This window comes from Serratia sp. BW106 (assembly GCF_002607755.1).
GTDB classification, from domain to species: Bacteria; Pseudomonadota; Gammaproteobacteria; order Enterobacterales; family Enterobacteriaceae; genus Serratia; species Serratia proteamaculans.
In genome coordinates, this window is sequence record NZ_MCGS01000002.1 from 137,189 (window position 1) to 155,480 (window position 18,292).

General features: G+C 53.2%; 12 protein-coding genes. 3 read left to right on the plus strand and 9 right to left on the minus strand.

All coding sequences use genetic code 11. The annotated features are described in order from the left end of the window. The 9 genes from lpxK to ansB form a co-directional block, all read right to left on the minus strand. Positions 1–981, minus strand: coding sequence for a tetraacyldisaccharide 4'-kinase (gene lpxK / locus BEI65_RS01155; protein WP_099061739.1), 981 nt, complete (start codon positions 979–981; stop codon positions 1–3). Next, entirely contained in the window at positions 981–2,729 is a 1,749-nt protein-coding gene (gene msbA / locus BEI65_RS01160) for a lipid A ABC transporter ATP-binding protein/permease MsbA (protein ID WP_099061740.1), read from the minus strand. Before msbA ends, lpxK begins: the two co-directional genes overlap by 1 nt. A gap of 35 nt (positions 2,730–2,764) precedes the next feature. After that, on the minus strand, positions 2,765–5,029 hold the full coding sequence (locus BEI65_RS01165) for a ComEC family protein (RefSeq protein WP_198404383.1): 2,265 nt from the start codon (positions 5,027–5,029) through the stop codon (positions 2,765–2,767). A gap of 282 nt (positions 5,030–5,311) precedes the next feature. Next, positions 5,312–5,596, minus strand: coding sequence for an integration host factor subunit beta (gene ihfB, locus BEI65_RS01170; RefSeq protein ID WP_004942652.1), 285 nt, complete (start codon positions 5,594–5,596; stop codon positions 5,312–5,314). A gap of 62 nt (positions 5,597–5,658) precedes the next feature. Continuing rightward, positions 5,659–7,338, minus strand: coding sequence for a 30S ribosomal protein S1 (gene rpsA, locus BEI65_RS01175; RefSeq protein WP_099061742.1), 1,680 nt, complete (start codon positions 7,336–7,338; stop codon positions 5,659–5,661). A gap of 181 nt (positions 7,339–7,519) precedes the next feature. Next, positions 7,520–8,209, minus strand: a complete 690-nt coding sequence (gene cmk / locus BEI65_RS01180) for a (d)CMP kinase (RefSeq protein ID WP_085116071.1) — start codon at positions 8,207–8,209, stop codon at positions 7,520–7,522. A 276-nt stretch (positions 8,210–8,485) separates the two neighbouring features. Then, complete coding sequence (aroA, locus tag BEI65_RS01185; protein ID WP_099061743.1) at positions 8,486–9,772, minus strand: 3-phosphoshikimate 1-carboxyvinyltransferase; 1,287 nt, start codon at positions 9,770–9,772, stop codon at positions 8,486–8,488. Between the two features lie 115 nt (positions 9,773–9,887). Next, a complete protein-coding gene (serC, locus tag BEI65_RS01190) occupies positions 9,888–10,973 on the minus strand; it encodes a 3-phosphoserine/phosphohydroxythreonine transaminase (protein ID WP_099061744.1) in 1,086 nt (361 codons plus the stop codon). Positions 10,974–11,255: 282 nt separating this feature from the next. Beyond that, positions 11,256–12,302: an L-asparaginase 2 gene (ansB, locus tag BEI65_RS01195; RefSeq protein ID WP_099061745.1), complete on the minus strand. Its 1,047-nt coding sequence runs from the start codon at positions 12,300–12,302 to the stop codon at positions 11,256–11,258. Positions 12,303–12,450: 148 nt separating this feature from the next. Here ansB and ycaO point away from each other — a divergent pair, with 148 nt between their 5' ends. The 3 genes from ycaO to pflB all read left to right on the plus strand — a co-directional run bounded on the left by ycaO (position 12,451) and on the right by pflB (position 17,883). Next, the gene (ycaO, locus tag BEI65_RS01200; protein WP_099061746.1) at positions 12,451–14,214 is read left to right on the plus strand and encodes a 30S ribosomal protein S12 methylthiotransferase accessory factor YcaO; all 1,764 of its coding nucleotides are present in this window, start codon (positions 12,451–12,453) and stop codon (positions 14,212–14,214) included. A gap of 471 nt (positions 14,215–14,685) precedes the next feature. Then, entirely contained in the window at positions 14,686–15,546 is an 861-nt protein-coding gene (gene focA, locus BEI65_RS01205; protein ID WP_099061747.1) for a formate transporter FocA, read from the plus strand. A gap of 54 nt (positions 15,547–15,600) precedes the next feature. After that, positions 15,601–17,883 carry a formate C-acetyltransferase gene (gene pflB, locus BEI65_RS01210; protein ID WP_099061748.1) on the plus strand — a complete coding sequence of 761 codons (2,283 nt, stop codon included), beginning with the start codon at positions 15,601–15,603 and terminating at the stop codon, positions 17,881–17,883. Positions 17,884–18,292: the final 409 nt, after the last annotated feature.

Sequence of the window (18,292 nt, forward strand, 5' to 3'; positions counted from 1 at the left end):
TTATTTTTTTAGCAGAGTTTCAATGCTGTGCAGCAGTTGCTCAGCCTGTTCGGGGGGAAGTACCGCGTCAACCGGTAAATACCACCAGTTGGGCTGGGCAAAAGCACGACATTTGACCGCATCTTTCTCAGTCATCAACAGCGTTTGCCCTGAAGATACCAGCGCCGCCAAGGGGTCATGCTGATATTCCTGATGATCGGCAAATGCCACTTCCTTTTCAACCTCCACACCCAGCTTTTCCAAGGTGGCGAAGAAGCGTGGGGGATGACCGATACCGGCCATTGCCACTACATGCGGCAGTTCGACTGCCGGGCGGCGCTCACCGCTGGCAACATTAACCGCGTCACGTGCCTGCAACCGCATGGCGATCTCACCCTGCTGGGCCACACCACCGTTGGCAATCAGGGCATCAACGCTGTTTAGCCGCGAAGCACGTTCGCGCATCGGGCCTGCCGGTAACCACCATCCATTGCCAAAGCGGCGTACTCCGTCGATCACCACCAGTTCAAAATCACGCTGCAAAGCGTAATGCTGCAGACCGTCATCGGTAATCACCACATCAAGTGGCTGCTGCTTAAGCAACGCCTGAACCGCTTCACAACGCTTGGGTGAGATTGCCACTGGTGCAGCGGTACGCTGAAAAATCAGCACCGGCTCATCGCCCGCCTGCTGGGTGGTCGTGCTCGCGTTAAGTAACAGCGGATAAGCCTCTGCTTTACCACCATAACCGCGAGAAACCACACCCACCCGGTATCCGCGCTGCTGCAACTGTTCTACCAGCCAGATCACCATCGGAGTTTTGCCGTTGCCACCGGCAGTGAGGTTCCCCACCACCACCACCGGCACCGGTGCACGCCAGCTTTTACGCAGGCCGCAACGGTAGCTGAGTCGAATCAGACCACTGACCAGGCCATACAGCCAGGACAGCGGTAACAGCAGCAAATAAACCAGCGAACTGCCTGACCAGATGCGCTCAATCATTATTGACCAAACTGCATACGGTGAAGCTGGGCATAAGCCCCCCGCTTTTCGAGCAAGACCGCATGCTCGCCACGCTCAACGATACGGCCATCCTCAACCACCAGGATTTCATCAGCCTTCTCAATGGTCGACAGACGGTGCGCAATCACCAGTGAAGTACGGTTCTTCTGTAATTCATCCAGCGCGGCCTGAATAGCACGTTCCGATTCTGTGTCCAGTGCCGAAGTAGCTTCATCGAGGATCAGGATCGGGCAGTCACGCAGCAAGGCTCGGGCGATAGCGATACGTTGGCGTTGACCGCCGGACAGCATTACGCCGTTCTCACCGATCACCGTGTCCAGACCGTTCTCCATTTTTTCAATGAAGTCCATGGCATAAGCCATGCGCGCAGCCTTTTCTATCTCTTCGCGGCTATAACGTTCTTCACGCGCGTAAGCGATGTTGTTGGCAATAGTGTCATTGAACAAATGCACGTTTTGCGAAACCAGCGCTACCTGATCACGCAGCGATGCCAGTGTGTACTCGCGCAAATCATGACCATCCATCAGGATCTCGCCTTCCTGGACGTCATAAAAACGGGTCAGCAGATTGGCGATCGTCGATTTTCCCGAACCGGAACGCCCTACCAACGCCACAGTTTTACCTTCTGAAATGCTCAGATTGATATCGCGCAACGCAGGAGTTTCTTTGCCTGGATAGTAGAAAGTGACATTACGGAATTCGATATCGCCCTTCGCACGTGCAACTTCACGGGTGCCGGTATCTTTTTCCTGTTCCATATCCAAAATCGAGAATAAGGTCTGGCACGCCGCCATCCCACGCTGGAACTGAGCGTTGACGTTGGTCAGTGACTTCAGCGGGCGCATCAGGGCGATCATCGAAGAGAACACCACGGTGATAGTACCGGCAGTCAGGGTAGCCATTACGCTAGGGAAGCTGGCGGCATACAGCACGAAGGCCAGCGCCAGTGACGCGATAAGCTGAATAATGGGGTCAGAGATAGAGGAAGCGGAAACCAGTTTCATACCCTGTTGGCGCATGCGGTTGCTGACCGAATTGAAGCGATCGGTTTCAACCTGCTGACCGCCAAAAATCAGGACTTCCTTATGGCCTTTAAGCATCTGCTCTGCGCTGGTCGTCACCTGTCCCATCGTGTTCTGCATGTTTTTGCTGATATTACGGAAGCGTTTGGAAACGATGCGGATAGCAATAGAGACAATAGGAGCCAGTACGATCAGGATCACCGACAGCTGCCAGCTGTAGTAGAACATCATGGTGAACAGCGCGATTATCGACGCCCCTTCACGCACCACGGTCACCAGCGCACTGGAAGACGATGAAGCGACCTGTTCGGAATCATAGGTGATCCGCGATAGCAAGGTCCCGGTAGACTGCTGATCGAAGAACGATACCGGCATTCTCATCATATGGCCAAACAGCCGGCGGCGCATATGCATCACCACCATACCGGATACCCAGGAGATACAGTAACTGGAAACGAAGCCAGTCGCCCCGCGCACCACCATCAGGCCAATTACCGCCAATGGCATCCACAGCAGAATGCTGCTTTCCGTTTTCCCAAAACCGTCATCCAATAAAGGTTTAAGCAAAGACAACATAAAGGCGTCGCTGGCCGCGTTAAGTACCAACGCAATGGCGGCCACGATCAGTCCGGTCTTAAAAGGTGTGATCATCGGCCAGAGGCGACGGAAAGTCTGCCAGGTGGAGAGATCTTTATCATTCATCATGCAAATACCAGCATCGGAAGAAATAGCGGCCCATTTTACTCATTATCACCCTCTACGCCAAACCGCTGATGGTACCAACGGGGCATTAATTGTTCACGAAAGCCTTTAATTTGCCAATCGTTGTCGAAAAAAAGTACGGATAACTGACCGGAGCGCGAAGTATCGCGCCATATGATGTCATTTGCCAGATATCTGGTGACAACTTTAACCGCAGGTAAACGCCATTTATTGTAACGCGATGCCGAAGCTATTGCTGCCTTCGGCGCTACCGCACGCAAAAATGGCGGCGTGGACGAGGTTTTACTGCCATGATGCGGTACCTGTAACACTGTAGCGCTCAATAAAGGACGTTGATGCCGTACCAACTGTGCCTCCGTCCTTTTTTCTGCATCCCCGGTTAGCAACAGACTATATTTGCCATCATCAATACGAATGACGCATGAATCATCATTTCCCGCCATTTTTACCCTCTTTGGTGGCCACAACACTTGAAACTGTAACGATTGCCATTGCCAGCGCTCCCCGGCCACGCAGGGTAAATGGCCTGCATCAAGACGTGGACTTCTTACGGCCGCTTGCGGAAATGCCCGCTGCATCTCTTCAAGACCACCGATATGATCCAGATGATCGTGACTGATAATGATTTGCTCCACAGGTAATCCTCGCCAGTGAAGAAACGGCAAAATATTCCGACCAGCGGCACTCCCCGTCCCCCAACGGGGGCCAGTATCATACAATATTGCCCGACCGTTCTTTTCAACCACCATCGCCAAACCATGCCCAACGTCTAGCATATCTACACGCCAAGAGTATGTGGGCTCTCTCTCGCGCCACAGTAAGCCACACACCGCCAAAGTTGCCAGCACCGATGCATAACGCCACCACCAGTGAAAACGCCAGAAAATCACCAGCAGCCAACCGGTAAGACTGACAACCAGAGAAGCTGCGCCGAGATCGACCCAACCGTTTTGCAGGTAGTGTAATGGGGTAAACACCCCTGCCAGGGTAAGATCGGCTACTCCCCAGAGTCCCGCACTCAACATCGGGAAAATACCCACCACCACTGCCAGCAGGATCAAGGGTACCGTGACCAGCGAGACCAGGGGGACAGCCCAGAGATTGGCCGGTATAGAGGTAAGCGTCAGGCCAAGAAACAAGCCGGCCTGCATGGGGACCAATAGCAATGTGATACCAAACTGAATATGCAGCCAACGTAGCGGTGCCCAGTACCATCCCGAGCGAAAGCGGGGATGTAGCGGCACCCATTCAAACCAAAAAATCAGGCAAAGCACTGCCGTGGCCGATAGCCAAAAGCTGTCGGATAACACTGCCAGCGGATCACAAACCAGGATTAGCCCGATACACCACAGCCAAATTTGCCAGGAAGAGCAATGGATGCCGCGTATACGCAACAACATCCACAGTGTCAGCGCCAGGCCGGTTCTTACCGCGGGTGGATGCGCGCCAGCCAACCAGACATAGCCCAATGCGCCGAGCCAACTGATGATCAGTGGAAAACGGTAACCAATCAGGTTTGCCGGCAGAAAAAATTGCAGAGCCCGTAACAAGGACCAAATCAAAATAGCCACCATCGCCACGTGCAGTCCCGAAATGGCCATCAGGTGAGCAATGCCGGTTTTCAACATCAAGGTCCGCAGTGCCGGTTCCAGCGCCGCCCGCTCTCCAAATGCCAACGCGAGCAACACGGCTTTATAGCGAAGGAGCCCCATATTGCTCTCGGCATGCCCGATAATACGCTGCCGCCAACCGCAACTTTGGTCCAGGATTACCGCGCTCTTAACCTGCGCCGTCAGCGGTTGGCGCCGTGACATCGCCCAACGCTGACTGTCAAAGCCCCCTTCATTTAAGCTGCCATGCACCGGTCGCAAGCGCAGGTGCAATCGCCAGCGTTGCCCGGCACACAGAGGCCGATCTTTTGGTTGCCAGCGGGTAGAAAAAGCGATCGAGGGTACCAGCCAGTGGCCATTGATCTGTTCGATACGCATAACCGTCTGCTTTCGTGGTGCGGAAGCCAACGCAATACTGCTCACCTGAACCACCGCGTTCACCACTGGGCCCTGACTTAAGCGATTGATTTGATTAACCAGGGTTCCGGCAGTGAATACTGCCCAAAGAAAACCCAATGCCCCCCACGCCATAAATCGGCCTACGTTGCCCCTACGCCACAGGCAGAGACAAACAGGTAAGGTGACCCACAGAGTGAGGCGCGCATCGGGTAAGGACGGCATGAAAAGCAGCGGTAAAATACCGCAGATAATTGCACTTACAGCCAAATCCAGCGAAGTTTTGATAAGTGATCTCCCGGTATCGGGCAGCTATTCAGGCTGCCAACATCACGGGATTGTTTACGCATAGGCCAATACTCACCATCAACAATCTGACGGCACGCGATCGTCACCGCACAATAACAACGGCCGTTACCACGGCTAACCACATACTGCGGCTTGGCTCGCAAGAAGCGCCAAGACCGCCAATGGAAGATAACAGGCAAAAAAAAACGGCGCCCCAAGGGCACCGTTTTGTATTTCTTTACAAGCAACAACTCTATGGTCAGTCAGTGACTAGCCATAGATATTGGCGCGGTCACGCAGCTCTTTGCCTGGCTTGAAGTGAGGAACGTACTTGCCGTCCAACTCAACTTTATCGCCAGTTTTCGGGTTGCGACCCACACGCGGAGCACGGTAGTGAAGAGAAAAACTGCCGAATCCGCGGATCTCGATGCGTTCCCCATCGGCTAGCGTTGCAGCCATATGTTCTAGCATCTCTTTCACTGCATCCTCAACGGCTTTCGCCGGTACATGAGATTGCTGGCCAGCAAGTCTTTCAATAAGTTCAGACTTGGTCATAGTTCCTCCAAGCTTTGCAGCTAAACTACCGTATCGGGGCGGTCAAAAACCGCCCCCCGTCATTACTCGCCTTTAGCCGCTTTGAAAGCTTCAGCCATTGCGTTAGAGAAATTGCTTTCTTCCTGCTTGCTGCCGCTATTAACAGTAGCAATTGCATCTTTCTCGTCAGCTTCGTCCTTAGCACGTACGGACAGGCTTACTACGCGGTTCTTACGGTCAACGCCGGTGAATTTAGCTTCAACGTCGTCACCCACATTCAGAACCAGAGTTGCATCTTCAATGCGGTCGCGAGAGGCTTCAGAAGCACGCAGGTAACCTTCTACGCCGCCTGCTAATTCAACTGTAGCACCTTTGGCGTCAACTGCAGTGACTTTACCAGTAACAATAGTACCTTTCTTGTTCATAGACAGGTAGTTATTGAACGGGTCTTCAGCCAGCTGCTTCACGCCCAGGGAGATACGCTCGCGCTCTGCGTCAACTTGCAGAACAACCGCTGCGATTTCGTCGCCTTTCTTGTATTCACGAACTGCTTCTTCGCCTGCAACGTTCCAGGAGATGTCAGACAGGTGAACCAGGCCGTCGATGCCGCCGTCCAGGCCGATGAAGATACCGAAGTCAGTGATAGACTTGATTTTACCTTCAACGCGGTCGCCCTTGTTGTGGGTTTCTGCAAACTGCTGCCATGGGTTGTTTTTGCACTGCTTCAGACCCAGGGAGATACGACGACGTTCTTCATCGATGTCCAGAACCATAACTTCCACTACATCGCCCACGTTAACAACTTTGGACGGATGGATGTTTTTGTTGGTCCAATCCATTTCAGAAACGTGTACCAGACCTTCAACGCCTTCTTCGATTTCTACGAAGCAGCCGTAATCAGTCAGGTTGGTTACACGACCAGTCAGCTTGGTGCCTTCTGGGTAACGTTTCGCGATAGCAACCCATGGATCTTCGCCCAGTTGCTTCAGGCCCAGGGAAACACGAGTACGCTCGCGGTCGAACTTCAGCACTTTAACAGTGATTTCGTCGCCAACGTTGACGATTTCGCTCGGATGCTTAACGCGTTTCCAAGCCATATCAGTGATGTGCAGCAGGCCGTCTACGCCGCCCAGATCAACGAATGCACCGTAGTCAGTGAGGTTCTTAACGATACCTTTAACTTCCATGCCTTCCTGCAGGTTTTCCAGCAGTTGATCACGTTCTGCGCTGTTCTCTGATTCGATAACCGCACGGCGAGAAACTACAACGTTGTTGCGTTTCTGGTCCAGCTTGATGACTTTAAACTCAAGCTCTTTGCCTTCCAGGTGCAGAGTGTCACGTACTGGACGCACGTCAACCAGGGAACCTGGCAGGAACGCACGAATACCATTCAGCTCTACAGTGAAGCCACCCTTAACTTTGCCGTTGATAACACCGACGACAGTTTCAGCTTCTTCGTAAGCTTTTTCCAGCGTGATCCAAGCTTCGTGACGCTTAGCTTTCTCACGGGACAGCAGAGTTTCACCGAAGCCATCTTCAACAGCGTCCAGCGCAACATCAACTTCGTCGCCTACCTGGATTTCCAGCTCGCCCTGTGCGTTTTTGAATTGCTCAGCCGGGATGGCAGACTCAGATTTCAGACCGGCGTCAACCAGTACTACGTCTTTGTCGATAGCAACTACAACGCCACGAACGATGGAACCCGGACGGGTTTCGATTGTTTTCAGGGATTCTTCAAAGAGTTGAGCGAAAGATTCAGTCATGTTTAATCTTCAGGGTTCTATAGTTTAACGTCCATTTAGCATCCCGCCGAATGGGGTTGTTTCACATACCCCGCCATTGGCTCCATGCCGACAGGGTTTAGGTTACAGGGGTAAAATTTTACCCGATATAGTTCGATACTACCATGACAAATATGACAAAAAGCCAATAACGCCGCCGCGCTTACTGCTGCGGCAACGCTAAAACTTCATGTGCATAAGTCAGCGCACGCTGGATGACTTCGTCGATCGACATGCTGGTTGAATCCAGCACGAGGGCGTCGGAAGCCGGCACCAGGGGCGCGATAGGCCGATTACGGTCACGGTCATCCCGTTCCTTTATCTCGGCTAAAAGACGTTCAAAGTTAACATTAAAGCCCTTTTCCTGCAACTGTAGCATGCGGCGGTGTGCACGCTCCTCCGAACTGGCGTCCAGGAAAATCTTGACCGGTGCATCGGGAAACACCACCGTGCCCATATCGCGGCCATCGGCAATCAGCCCAGGAGCCTCACGAAACGCCCGCTGGCGGCGCAACAGGGCTTCACGCACGCGCGGAAAAGCAGCTGCCTGCGAAGCGGTATTGCCAACGGTTTCGGTGCGGATTTCATTGCTGACATCCTCACCTTCCAAAATAACCTGCAGTTTGCCATCCAGGGCAATAAAGCGAACATCGAGATGTGCGGCCAGTGGAACCAGCGCCTCCTCAGACGTGATATCGACCTGATGATGCAACGCTGCCAAAGCCAGCACGCGATAAATCGCACCGGAATCCAGCAAACGCCAACCAAGTGATTCGGCCAACGCTTTACACAGCGTGCCTTTGCCTGCGCCACTTGGTCCATCAACGGTTATCACCGGGGCTGTAGCCGTCATTTCTCTCTCCTTCAGGTAGAAAACCTCACAGGGACATAACCTGCCGCCAGCACAATGCGAAAGCATAATTAAAAACATCCCTGCCGCCCGCCCAATCGGGGCAGTCACGGTGGCGCATTATACGCTGCCAAACGGCGAACTGTTACCCTGGAACTGTCTGGTTGTTGAAAATAAGCGTATGACCGCGCAAAAGTATAGCGGACAGCACCGGGCTACAGGCGTTAAAAACAATAAAGGCCCAATTAAGGGCCTTAAAAGAAAGTATCTGACTGCGGATCACGCCAATTGACTGATGCGTGCCAGTTGTTCGAAGTAGTCCGGGAAGGTTTTCGCGGTACATTTCGGATCGAGAATGGTCACTGGAGTATCCGACAGCGCCACCAGCGAGAAACACATCGCCATACGGTGGTCATTGTAGGTACCGATATCGGCAAATTTCAGCTTGGCCGGCGGTACGACGTGAATATAGTCTTCCCCTTCATCCACTTCCGCGCCCACTTTACGCAACTCTGTCGCCATCGCAGCCAGACGGTCGGTTTCTTTCACCCGCCAGTTATAGATATTACGAATGGTCGTTGGGCCTTCGGCAAACAGGGCCGCAGTCGCAATGGTCATCGCCGCATCAGGAATGTGGTTCATATCCATGTCGATGCCACGCAATTCACCGCGGCTGCATTCAATATAGTCATCGCCCCAGGTAATGCGTGCACCCATTTTTTCCAATACATCGGCAAATTTGGTGTCGCCCTGAACGCTTTTCTTACCGATGCCGGTGACACGCACGGTGCCACCTTTAATTGCGGCGGCCGCCAGGAAGTAAGAAGCCGAAGAAGCATCACCCTCCACCAGGTAGTCGCCCGGAGAACGGTAGGTTTGGCGGCCACTGATGTGGAACACGCGATAGTTGTCGTGGCTGACCTCAACGCCAAAGGTACGCATCAGGTGCAGCGTGATATCAATGTACGGCTTGGAAACCAGCTCACCCTTGATATGGATATTGGTGTTCTGTTCGGCCAAAGGTGCCGCCATCAGCAATGCGGTCAGGAATTGACTGGAAACGCTGCCGTCGACGGTCACATCACCGCCGCGGAAACCCCCACGCAGGCGCAATGGCGGATAATCGGTCTGCTCCAGGTAATCAATCTGGGCGCCGCCCTGACGCAGGGCATCCACCAGATGACCAATTGGACGCTCTTTCATGCGTGGCTCACCGGTCAACACCACATCATTGCTGCCCAGGCACAACGCGGCCGCCAAGGGACGCATCGCGGTACCGGCATTGCCGAGGAACAGTTCAAGCGGTTGGCTGGCCACCAGCGGGCCGGCAACACCTTCAACTTTACAGGTGGTGCGATCGTCTGACAGTTGATAGTTCACGCCCAGCGCCTGCAGCGCATTCAACATATGGCGCACGTCGTCGCTGTCCAGCAGGTTGGTCAGCGTCGTCGTTCCCTCCGCCAGCGCAGCCAGCAGCAGAGCACGGTTGGACACGCTCTTGGAGCCGGGTAAGTTGACGGTGCCATTGACCAAGGCAACCGGTTGTAACGTCAGGGAATCCACCATGTGAACTAAAATCTCCAAAATCTGATAAACGAAACGGCCCCGGGAAAAATGCCGGAGCCGCTTTAACTCAAAAGGACAACAGCGAAGGCGGCCCGCTCAAGGCAGGCAACCTGGCTTAACCGTGACGACGTTCGAAGTCGACCATAAAGTCGGTTAATGTCTTCACACCGGCCAGCGGCATTGCATTGTAAATAGAAGCGCGCATGCCGCCAACCACTCGGTGGCCTTTCAGCGCTTGCAGGCCAATGGCTTCTGCTTCGCTGAGGAACACCTTATCAAGTGCAGGATCCGCCAACTGGAACGGCACGTTCATCCAGGAACGGTTGGCAAGCGCCACCCGGCTGCGGTAGAAATCAGAATTATCGATGGTCGCGTACAGCAACTCGGCCTTGGCTTGGTTACGTTTATGCATTTCCACCAGGCCACCCTGCTCTTTCAGCCATTTGAACACCAGGCCGGACAGGTACCAGGCAAAGGTCGGCGGCGTGTTGAACATGGAGTCGTTCTCGGCCAGCACGGTGTAATCGAGGATCGACGGCACTTCACGACGCGCCTTACCCAGCAGATCTTCACGTACAATCACCAGCGTCAGACCGGCCGGACCAATATTTTTCTGCGCCCCGGCGTAAATCACGCCGAAACGGCTAACGTCCAGCGGACCGGACAGAATGGTGGAGGAGTAATCGCCAATCACCACTTTATCGCCGAAGTCAGGCACCTCATCGATAGCCACGCCGTCGATGGTTTCATTCGGACAGTAATGCACGTAGGCCGCGTCATCGCTCAACAGCCACTCTTTCATCGGTTTGATGCCGAGCAGGCCGTCGACGTTAGTTTTCACGTCGATGGTGTTTGGCGTGCAGTATTTTTTCGCTTCGGTGATGGCGCTATGTGCCCAATAACCGCCGTCGATATAGTCTGCGGTGGTTTTGTCACCCAACAGGTTCAGCGGTAACGCGGCAAACTGCGCGCGGGCACCACCGTGACAGAACAGAACTTTATAGTTGGAGGGGATTTTCAGCAGATCGCGCAGGTCCTGTTCGGACTGCTGAGCGACTTCGATAAACTCTTTACTGCGATGGCTGATTTCCATCACCGAGGTGCCAAGACCGTGCCAGTTGCACAGCTCCTGTTCCGCACGACGCAAAACTTCAACCGGCAGCATGGCCGGACCAGAGCTAAAATTATAAACCTGAGTCATTTCCCCTCACCACATTCACTATTCGCCAATGATACTGGCCTACCGAAATACGCCCGAATTAATCCTTCGGTTTTATCACTCGCGCCCCCCTCCTGCAACGGTTATTCGCCCGATGCCGGGAAACGCCCAAACCCTGCGCTAACAGGCTCTGCCAAATCACCGGTATTTTTTGCAATAAAACGCTGTGACAACGGCCAATTCAGTGGGTTAACGCGGTTTTTTATGCTGTATACAGCCGACATGGCTAGGGGGCACGCAGGCCCCCGAATGAAGGAAAGACACTCAGTATTGATTAAACATCTGCTGAATTTGTTTGGCGTCTTTAGTCTGAGTCAGCGCCAGTTGCAGCAGGATCCGCGCTTTTTGCGGATTCAGCGTACCGGCGGCAACAAAGCCGAATTTGGTATCATCCACTTCGGCATCTTCGGTGGTCGCGCCAGTGGGCACTCTGGAGGAACGCACCACGGCGACCCCGTTATGGGCGGCTGTCGCCAGGGTATCGAATACCGTTTTATACAGATTACCGTTACCGACTCCGGCGCTGACGATGCCCTGATAACCTTCGGCAATCAGCGCTTTGGCCGGGACATCGGAGGCGTTGGCATAGTTATAGATAATGCCGACCTTGGGCAATGCGGTCAGACTGGTGACATCAAACGGGGTATCGGTGGTGTGTTTGCGTTGCGGCGAGCGCTGGTAATCAACCTTGCCGTTATGGATATAGCCGAGCGGGCCAAAATTGGGCGACTGGAAAGTCTGTACGGAAGTGGTATTGGTTTTAGTCACGTCGCGCCCATCCAGCACGATGTCGTTCATCGCCACCAGCACACCGCGTTTAGCCGATTGCGGATCTGCTGCCGTTACCACGGCGTTATACAAATTAAACGGACCGTCGGCGCTCATCGCGGTGGCCGGGCGCATCGCCCCGACAATCACTACCGGCTTGTCGCATTTAACCGTCAGATCAAGAAAGTACGCGGTTTCTTCCAACGTGTCGGTGCCATGGGTGATGACAAAACCATCGGTTTTAGCGCAGTCGGCATTGATTTTATTCGCCAGTTTCAGCCAAACCTCATCATTCATATCCTGTGAACCGATGTTCACTACCTGTTCGCCCTGCACGTTAGCGACGTTTTTCAGCTCCGGCACGGCATTCACCAGGGCATCAACGCCCAGCTTACCCGCCGTGTAGTTGGATTTTGTCGCCGATTCGCCCCCACCGGCGATGGTGCCACCGGTCGCCAACAGCGTAATGGTGGGCAAGGCCAGAGCAGAACCGCTTGCGCCCGCCAGCAGGAGCGCCACAGCGCTGAGTTTCACTGATTTCATTGGGTTTCTCCATGATAGATAACCCGCTGAATTATGGCCCTTATCCCCAAAAAAACTGTGACTTTGCCACCGATTTAGGAATACATGGAGCTTGGGCGTAAAACCCCGTATCATTGCGCGTTTTTAGTACGCTCAAAAAGTGAAGACAATGACGCAAACTTTTATCCCTGGCAAAGACGCCGCGCTGGAAGACTCTATCGCCCGTTTCCAACAGAAATTAAGCGATCTGGGTTTTAATATCGAAGAGGCCTCCTGGCTGAACCCGGTGCCACACGTATGGTCGGTTCACATCCGCGATCGCGATTGCCCGCTGTGCTTCACCAACGGTAAAGGCGCCAGCAAAAAAGCTGCGCTGGCCTCCGCTTTGGGCGAATACTTCGAACGTCTCTCTACCAACTATTTCTTTGCCGACTTCTATCTGGGCAAACAGATTGCCGAAGGCGATTTCGTGCACTACCCGAACGAGAAATGGTTCCCGATCCCAGCCGATGATTCGCTGCCGGCCGGCATTCTCGATGATCGTCTGCATGCATTCTATAATCCGGATCGGGAAGTTAACGCCAGCGATCTGATCGACCTGCAGTCCGGTAATGGCGATCGTGGCATTTGCGCCCTGCCATTCTCCCGTCAGTCCGACCAGCAGACGGTTTACATCCCGATGAACATCATCGGTAACCTTTATGTGTCCAATGGCATGTCCGCCGGTAACACCGCCAACGAAGCTCGCGTACAGGGCCTGTCTGAAGTGTTCGAGCGCTATGTGAAAAACCGCATCATCGCCGAATCCATCAGCTTGCCGGAGATCCCGGCCGAAGTATTGAACCGCTATCCGGGCGTGGTGGAAGCTATCGCCAAGCTGGAAGAAGAAGGTTTCCCGATCCTCTCTTACGATGCCTCACTGGGCGGCAACTACCCGGTGATCTGCGTTGTGCTGTTCAACCCGGCTAACGGCACCTGTTTCGCCTCGTTCGGCGCCCATCCTGATTTTGGCGTGGCACTTGAGCGTACCGTGACTGAACTGCTGCAGGGCCGTAGCCTGAAGGATCTGGATGTGTTCACCGCACCAACCTTCGACGACGAAGAAGTCGCAGAGCATACCAACCTGGAAACCCACTTTATCGATTCCAGCGGTTTGATCTCCTGGGATATGTTCAAGCAGGATGCGGATTACCCGTTTGTCGACTGGAGCTTCAGCGGCAGCACGCAGGAAGAGTTCGCCACGTTGATGAGCATCTTCGATAAAGAAGGCGCGGAAGTGTACATCGCCGACTACGAACATTTGGACGTGTATGCCTGCCGCATCATAGTGCCGGGCATGTCCGATATTTACCCTGCGGAAGACCTGCTGCTGGCCAACAACAGCATGGGTGCGCACCTGCGTGATCTTCTGTTGGCTCTGCCGGGCAGTGAGTGGGAGCCGCAAGAATATCTGGCGCTGATTGAACGCTTTGACGACGAAGGCCTGGACGATTTCACCCGCGTGCGCGAACTGCTGGGTATTGCTTCCGGTAAAGACAACGCCTGGAACACCCTGCGCGTTGGCGAGTTGAAATCAATGCTGGCATTGGCCGGTGGCGATATGGACCAGGCGCTGATCTGGGCCGAGTGGACGCAAGACTTCAACGCTTCGGTGTTGAGCCCGGCACGCAGCAACTATTACCGTTGCCTGCAAACGCTGCTGTTACTGACACAAGAACCTGACCGCGATCCGGCGCAGTACTACACTGCCTTCGTGAAGATGTACGGTCAGGAAGCGGTAGATGCTGCCTCTGCGGCCATCAGCGGCGAAGTGCGCTTTAACGGCCTGTTCGCAGTCGATAACGATCTGAAAGCCTTGCCGGCTCATCAGGCGCTGTTAGCGGCCTACGAAAAACTGCAGAACGCCAAACGCCGTTATTGGGCGCAAGCGTAATCTCAGTCCCTTTGCGCCGGCGGTCCGCTGCCGGCGCAATACTCAAATTGCCCCCTGTCGCCTCTCTCCAAATTATCAACATCTTATTTTGACGGTTAAATAAGCGGTTTTTCTGCTTATTTTTTTCGCTTAATTACGCACTTATCAGCAAACAAGACAAATAAAACGGCAATTGTTACCAGTCGGTAAAATAATAATTAACCGATAATTAAACGCTGACCGTCGGAAAGTGACAAAATGCATGAAAATTTAACCTTTCCGAGAAGGTTCGGATGGTTTATTCAAAATTATTTGCAAACATTAAAAAATAGTTTTACAATAAAATTCAATTAGTTAACTCAATAAACCTTGCAATTTATCTGGTTTTTGGCCGCTTTAGTTTCTCGCCTTATGATCCAAATCAATTTTTACCCTATACTGCTTTGCTAGTATCTCATTGCGTTGTTTTAACCCTTAAAAGCGAGAGTTAGTGTGAAAGCTGACAACCCCTTCGATCTGATATTACCTGCAGCAACGGCGAAAATCGCTGAGGATGCAGGTGTGTACAAAGCCACCAAGCATCCGCTGAAAACGTTTTATTTGGCGATCACTGCCGGTGTCTTTATTTCAATCGCATTCGTGTTTTATATCACGGCGACTACCGGCACTGCCGGTGTGCCTTTCGGCCTGGCAAAATTGGTCGGCGGCATCTGTTTCTCCCTGGGGTTAATGCTGGTCGTCGTTTCGGGCGCCGACCTGTTCACTTCTACCGTACTGATTGTCATCGCCAAGGCCAGCGGCCGTATCAGCTGGTGCCAGCTGGGTGCCAACTGGCTGAATGTCTATATCGGTAACCTGATTGGCGCACTGTTCTTTGTGGCACTCATCTGGTTCTCTGGCGAACACATGGTGGCCAACGGCCAATGGGGCCTGAACGTCCTGCAAACCGCTGACCACAAGCTGCATCACACTTTTGTTGAGGCCGTCTGCCTCGGCATTCTGGCTAACCTGATGGTCTGCCTGGCGGTGTGGATGAGCTACTCAGGCCGCAGCCTGATGGACAAAATGTTCGCCATGATCCTGCCGGTCGGCATGTTTGTCGCCAGCGGTTTCGAACACAGCATCGCCAACATGTTTATGATCCCTATGGGTATCGTGGTTAAAAACTTCGCCACGCCAGAATTCTGGCAAGCCATAGGGGCAACACCTGAGCAGTTTGCTCATCTGACCGTAAGCAACTTTATCATCGACAACCTGATCCCAGTCACCATTGGCAACATCATTGGTGGCGGTTTGCTGGTTGGGTTGACTTACTGGGTAATTTATCTGCGTGGTGGTGAACAACAGCACTAAGCTGTTAGTTACCGCGCGCCGAGTTAGAACTCCACAATTAAAGGTAGGTGTATAATGACCGAACTTAACGAGAAGTTAGCCAAAGCTTGGGCAGGTTTCAGTAAAGGTGACTGGCAGAACGAGGTCAACGTTCGTGACTTCATCCAGAAAAACTACACTCCTTACGAGGGTGATGAATCCTTCCTGGCCGGCGCAACTCAGGCCACTTCCACCCTGTGGGACAAGGTTATGGAAGGGATCAAACTGGAAAACCGCACCCATGCGCCAGTTGATTTCGACACCAACGTTGCAGCTACCATCACTTCCCACGACGCTGGCTACATTGCCAAAGAGCTGGAAACCATCGTTGGCTTGCAGACTGATGCACCATTGAAACGTGCGCTGATCCCATTCGGCGGCATCAAAATGGTAGAAGGTTCTTGTAAGGTCTATGGCCGTGAACTGGATCCACAGCTGAAAAAAGTGTTCACCGAATACCGCAAAACCCACAACCAGGGCGTATTCGATGTTTACACCAAAGACATTCTGAACTGCCGTAAATCCGGCGTGCTGACCGGTCTGCCAGATGCTTATGGCCGTGGCCGCATCATCGGTGACTACCGTCGCGTAGCCCTGTACGGCATCGATTTCCTGATGGCCGACAAACTGAATCAGTTCAAGTCACTGCAGACCAAGCTGGAAAACGGCGAAGATCTGGAAATGACCATCCAGCTGCGTGAAGAAATTGCTGAACAGCATCGCGCTCTGGGCCAGATTAAAGAAATGGCGGCCAAATACGGCTGCGATATCTCTAAGCCGGCTACCAACGCACAAGAAGCCGTACAGTGGACCTACTTCGGCTACCTGGCCGCAGTGAAATCCCAGAACGGTGCAGCCATGTCCTTCGGCCGCGTGTCTACCTTCCTTGACGTGTTCATCCAACGCGATATCGAAGCAGGCAAACTGAACGAAGAACAGGCGCAGGAACTGATTGACCACCTGGTGATGAAACTGCGTATGGTGCGCTTCCTGCGTACTCCTGAGTATGATGAGCTGTTCTCCGGCGACCCAATCTGGGCGACTGAGTCCCTGGCAGGTATGGGCGTTGACGGCCGTACTCTGGTCACCAAAAACAGCTTCCGTTTCCTGAACACCCTGTACACCATGGGGCCGTCTCCGGAACCGAACATGACCATCCTGTGGTCTGAAAAACTGCCGTTGAACTTCAAAAAATACGCAGCGAAAGTGTCTATCGACACCTCCTCCGTACAGTATGAAAACGACGACCTGATGCGTCCTGACTTCAACAACGATGACTACGCCATCGCCTGTTGCGTTAGCCCGATGATTGTCGGCAAACAAATGCAGTTCTTCGGTGCCCGTGCCAACCTGGCGAAAACCATGTTGTACGCCATCAACGGCGGCGTTGATGAAAAAATGAAAATCCAGGTTGGCCCGAAAGAAGCGCCAATGATGGATACCGTGCTGGACTATGACAAAGTCATGGAACGTATGGACCACTTTATGGATTGGCTGGCCAAGCAGTACGTGACCGCGCTGAACATCATTCACTACATGCACGACAAGTACAGCTATGAAGCTGCACTGATGGCACTGCATGACCGTGACGTTTACCGCACCATGGCTTGCGGCATCGCAGGTCTGTCCGTTGCGGCTGACTCCCTGTCTGCTATCAAGTACGCTAAAGTATCCACCATCCGTGATGAAGACGGCCTGGCCGTAGACTTCAAAATCGAAGGTGAATACCCGCAGTTCGGTAACAACGATGCTCGTGTTGATGACATCGCCTGTGACCTGGTAGAACGTTTCATGAAGAAAATTCAGAAACTGCGTACCTACCGTAATGCTGTAGCGACTCAGTCCGTACTGACCATCACTTCCAACGTGGTTTACGGCAAGAAAACCGGTAACACCCCAGATGGTCGCCGTGCTGGCGCTCCATTCGGTCCAGGTGCTAACCCAATGCACGGCCGTGACCAGAAAGGTGCCGTAGCCTCTCTGACTTCCGTAGCCAAACTGCCGTTTGCCTATGCGAAGGATGGGATCTCCTACACCTTCTCCATCGTGCCAAACGCACTGGGTAAAGACGACGACGTGCGTAAAGCCAACCTGGCGGGTCTGATGGACGGTTACTTCCACCACGAAGCTTCTATCGAAGGCGGTCAGCACCTGAACGTCAACGTGATGAACCGTGAAATGCTGCTGGACGCGATGCAAGATCCTGAGAAATATCCTCAGCTGACCATCCGCGTATCCGGTTATGCCGTTCGCTTCAACTCGCTGACCAAAGAACAACAGCAAGACGTAATTACCCGTACTTTCACTCAGTCGATGTAATTGCCCCATCCGGGCGGGGTTTCCCGCTCGGTGGTTAAGCTGAACCCCGGGGCCGGATCTTTCCGGCCTTTTTAATAAATGCTAGTTCCCTGACTCAGCACGAGTCTGTTTTGCCAGATAGCTATACTTGATGGATATCCGGCAAAACAGTTATCCGGCGTAATAACCGGCCAACAGGAATCGTTCCACCCCAGTCGTCGGGCCCTGCCCGCTTACTGCATCGCTGATCCCTGGCTGGCGGTTATGAGCCTACTTTTAGACTGCGTTTGACAGTCAATATTGGAGAAAACCCCGCAATGTCAGTGACAGGTGACATTTAATTGTGTTTATAACATTGAAATAAAAGGATTTATTTCATGTCACGTCCACACATTGACCACATCGAAAAAAAGCCCCGGATTTCCGGGGC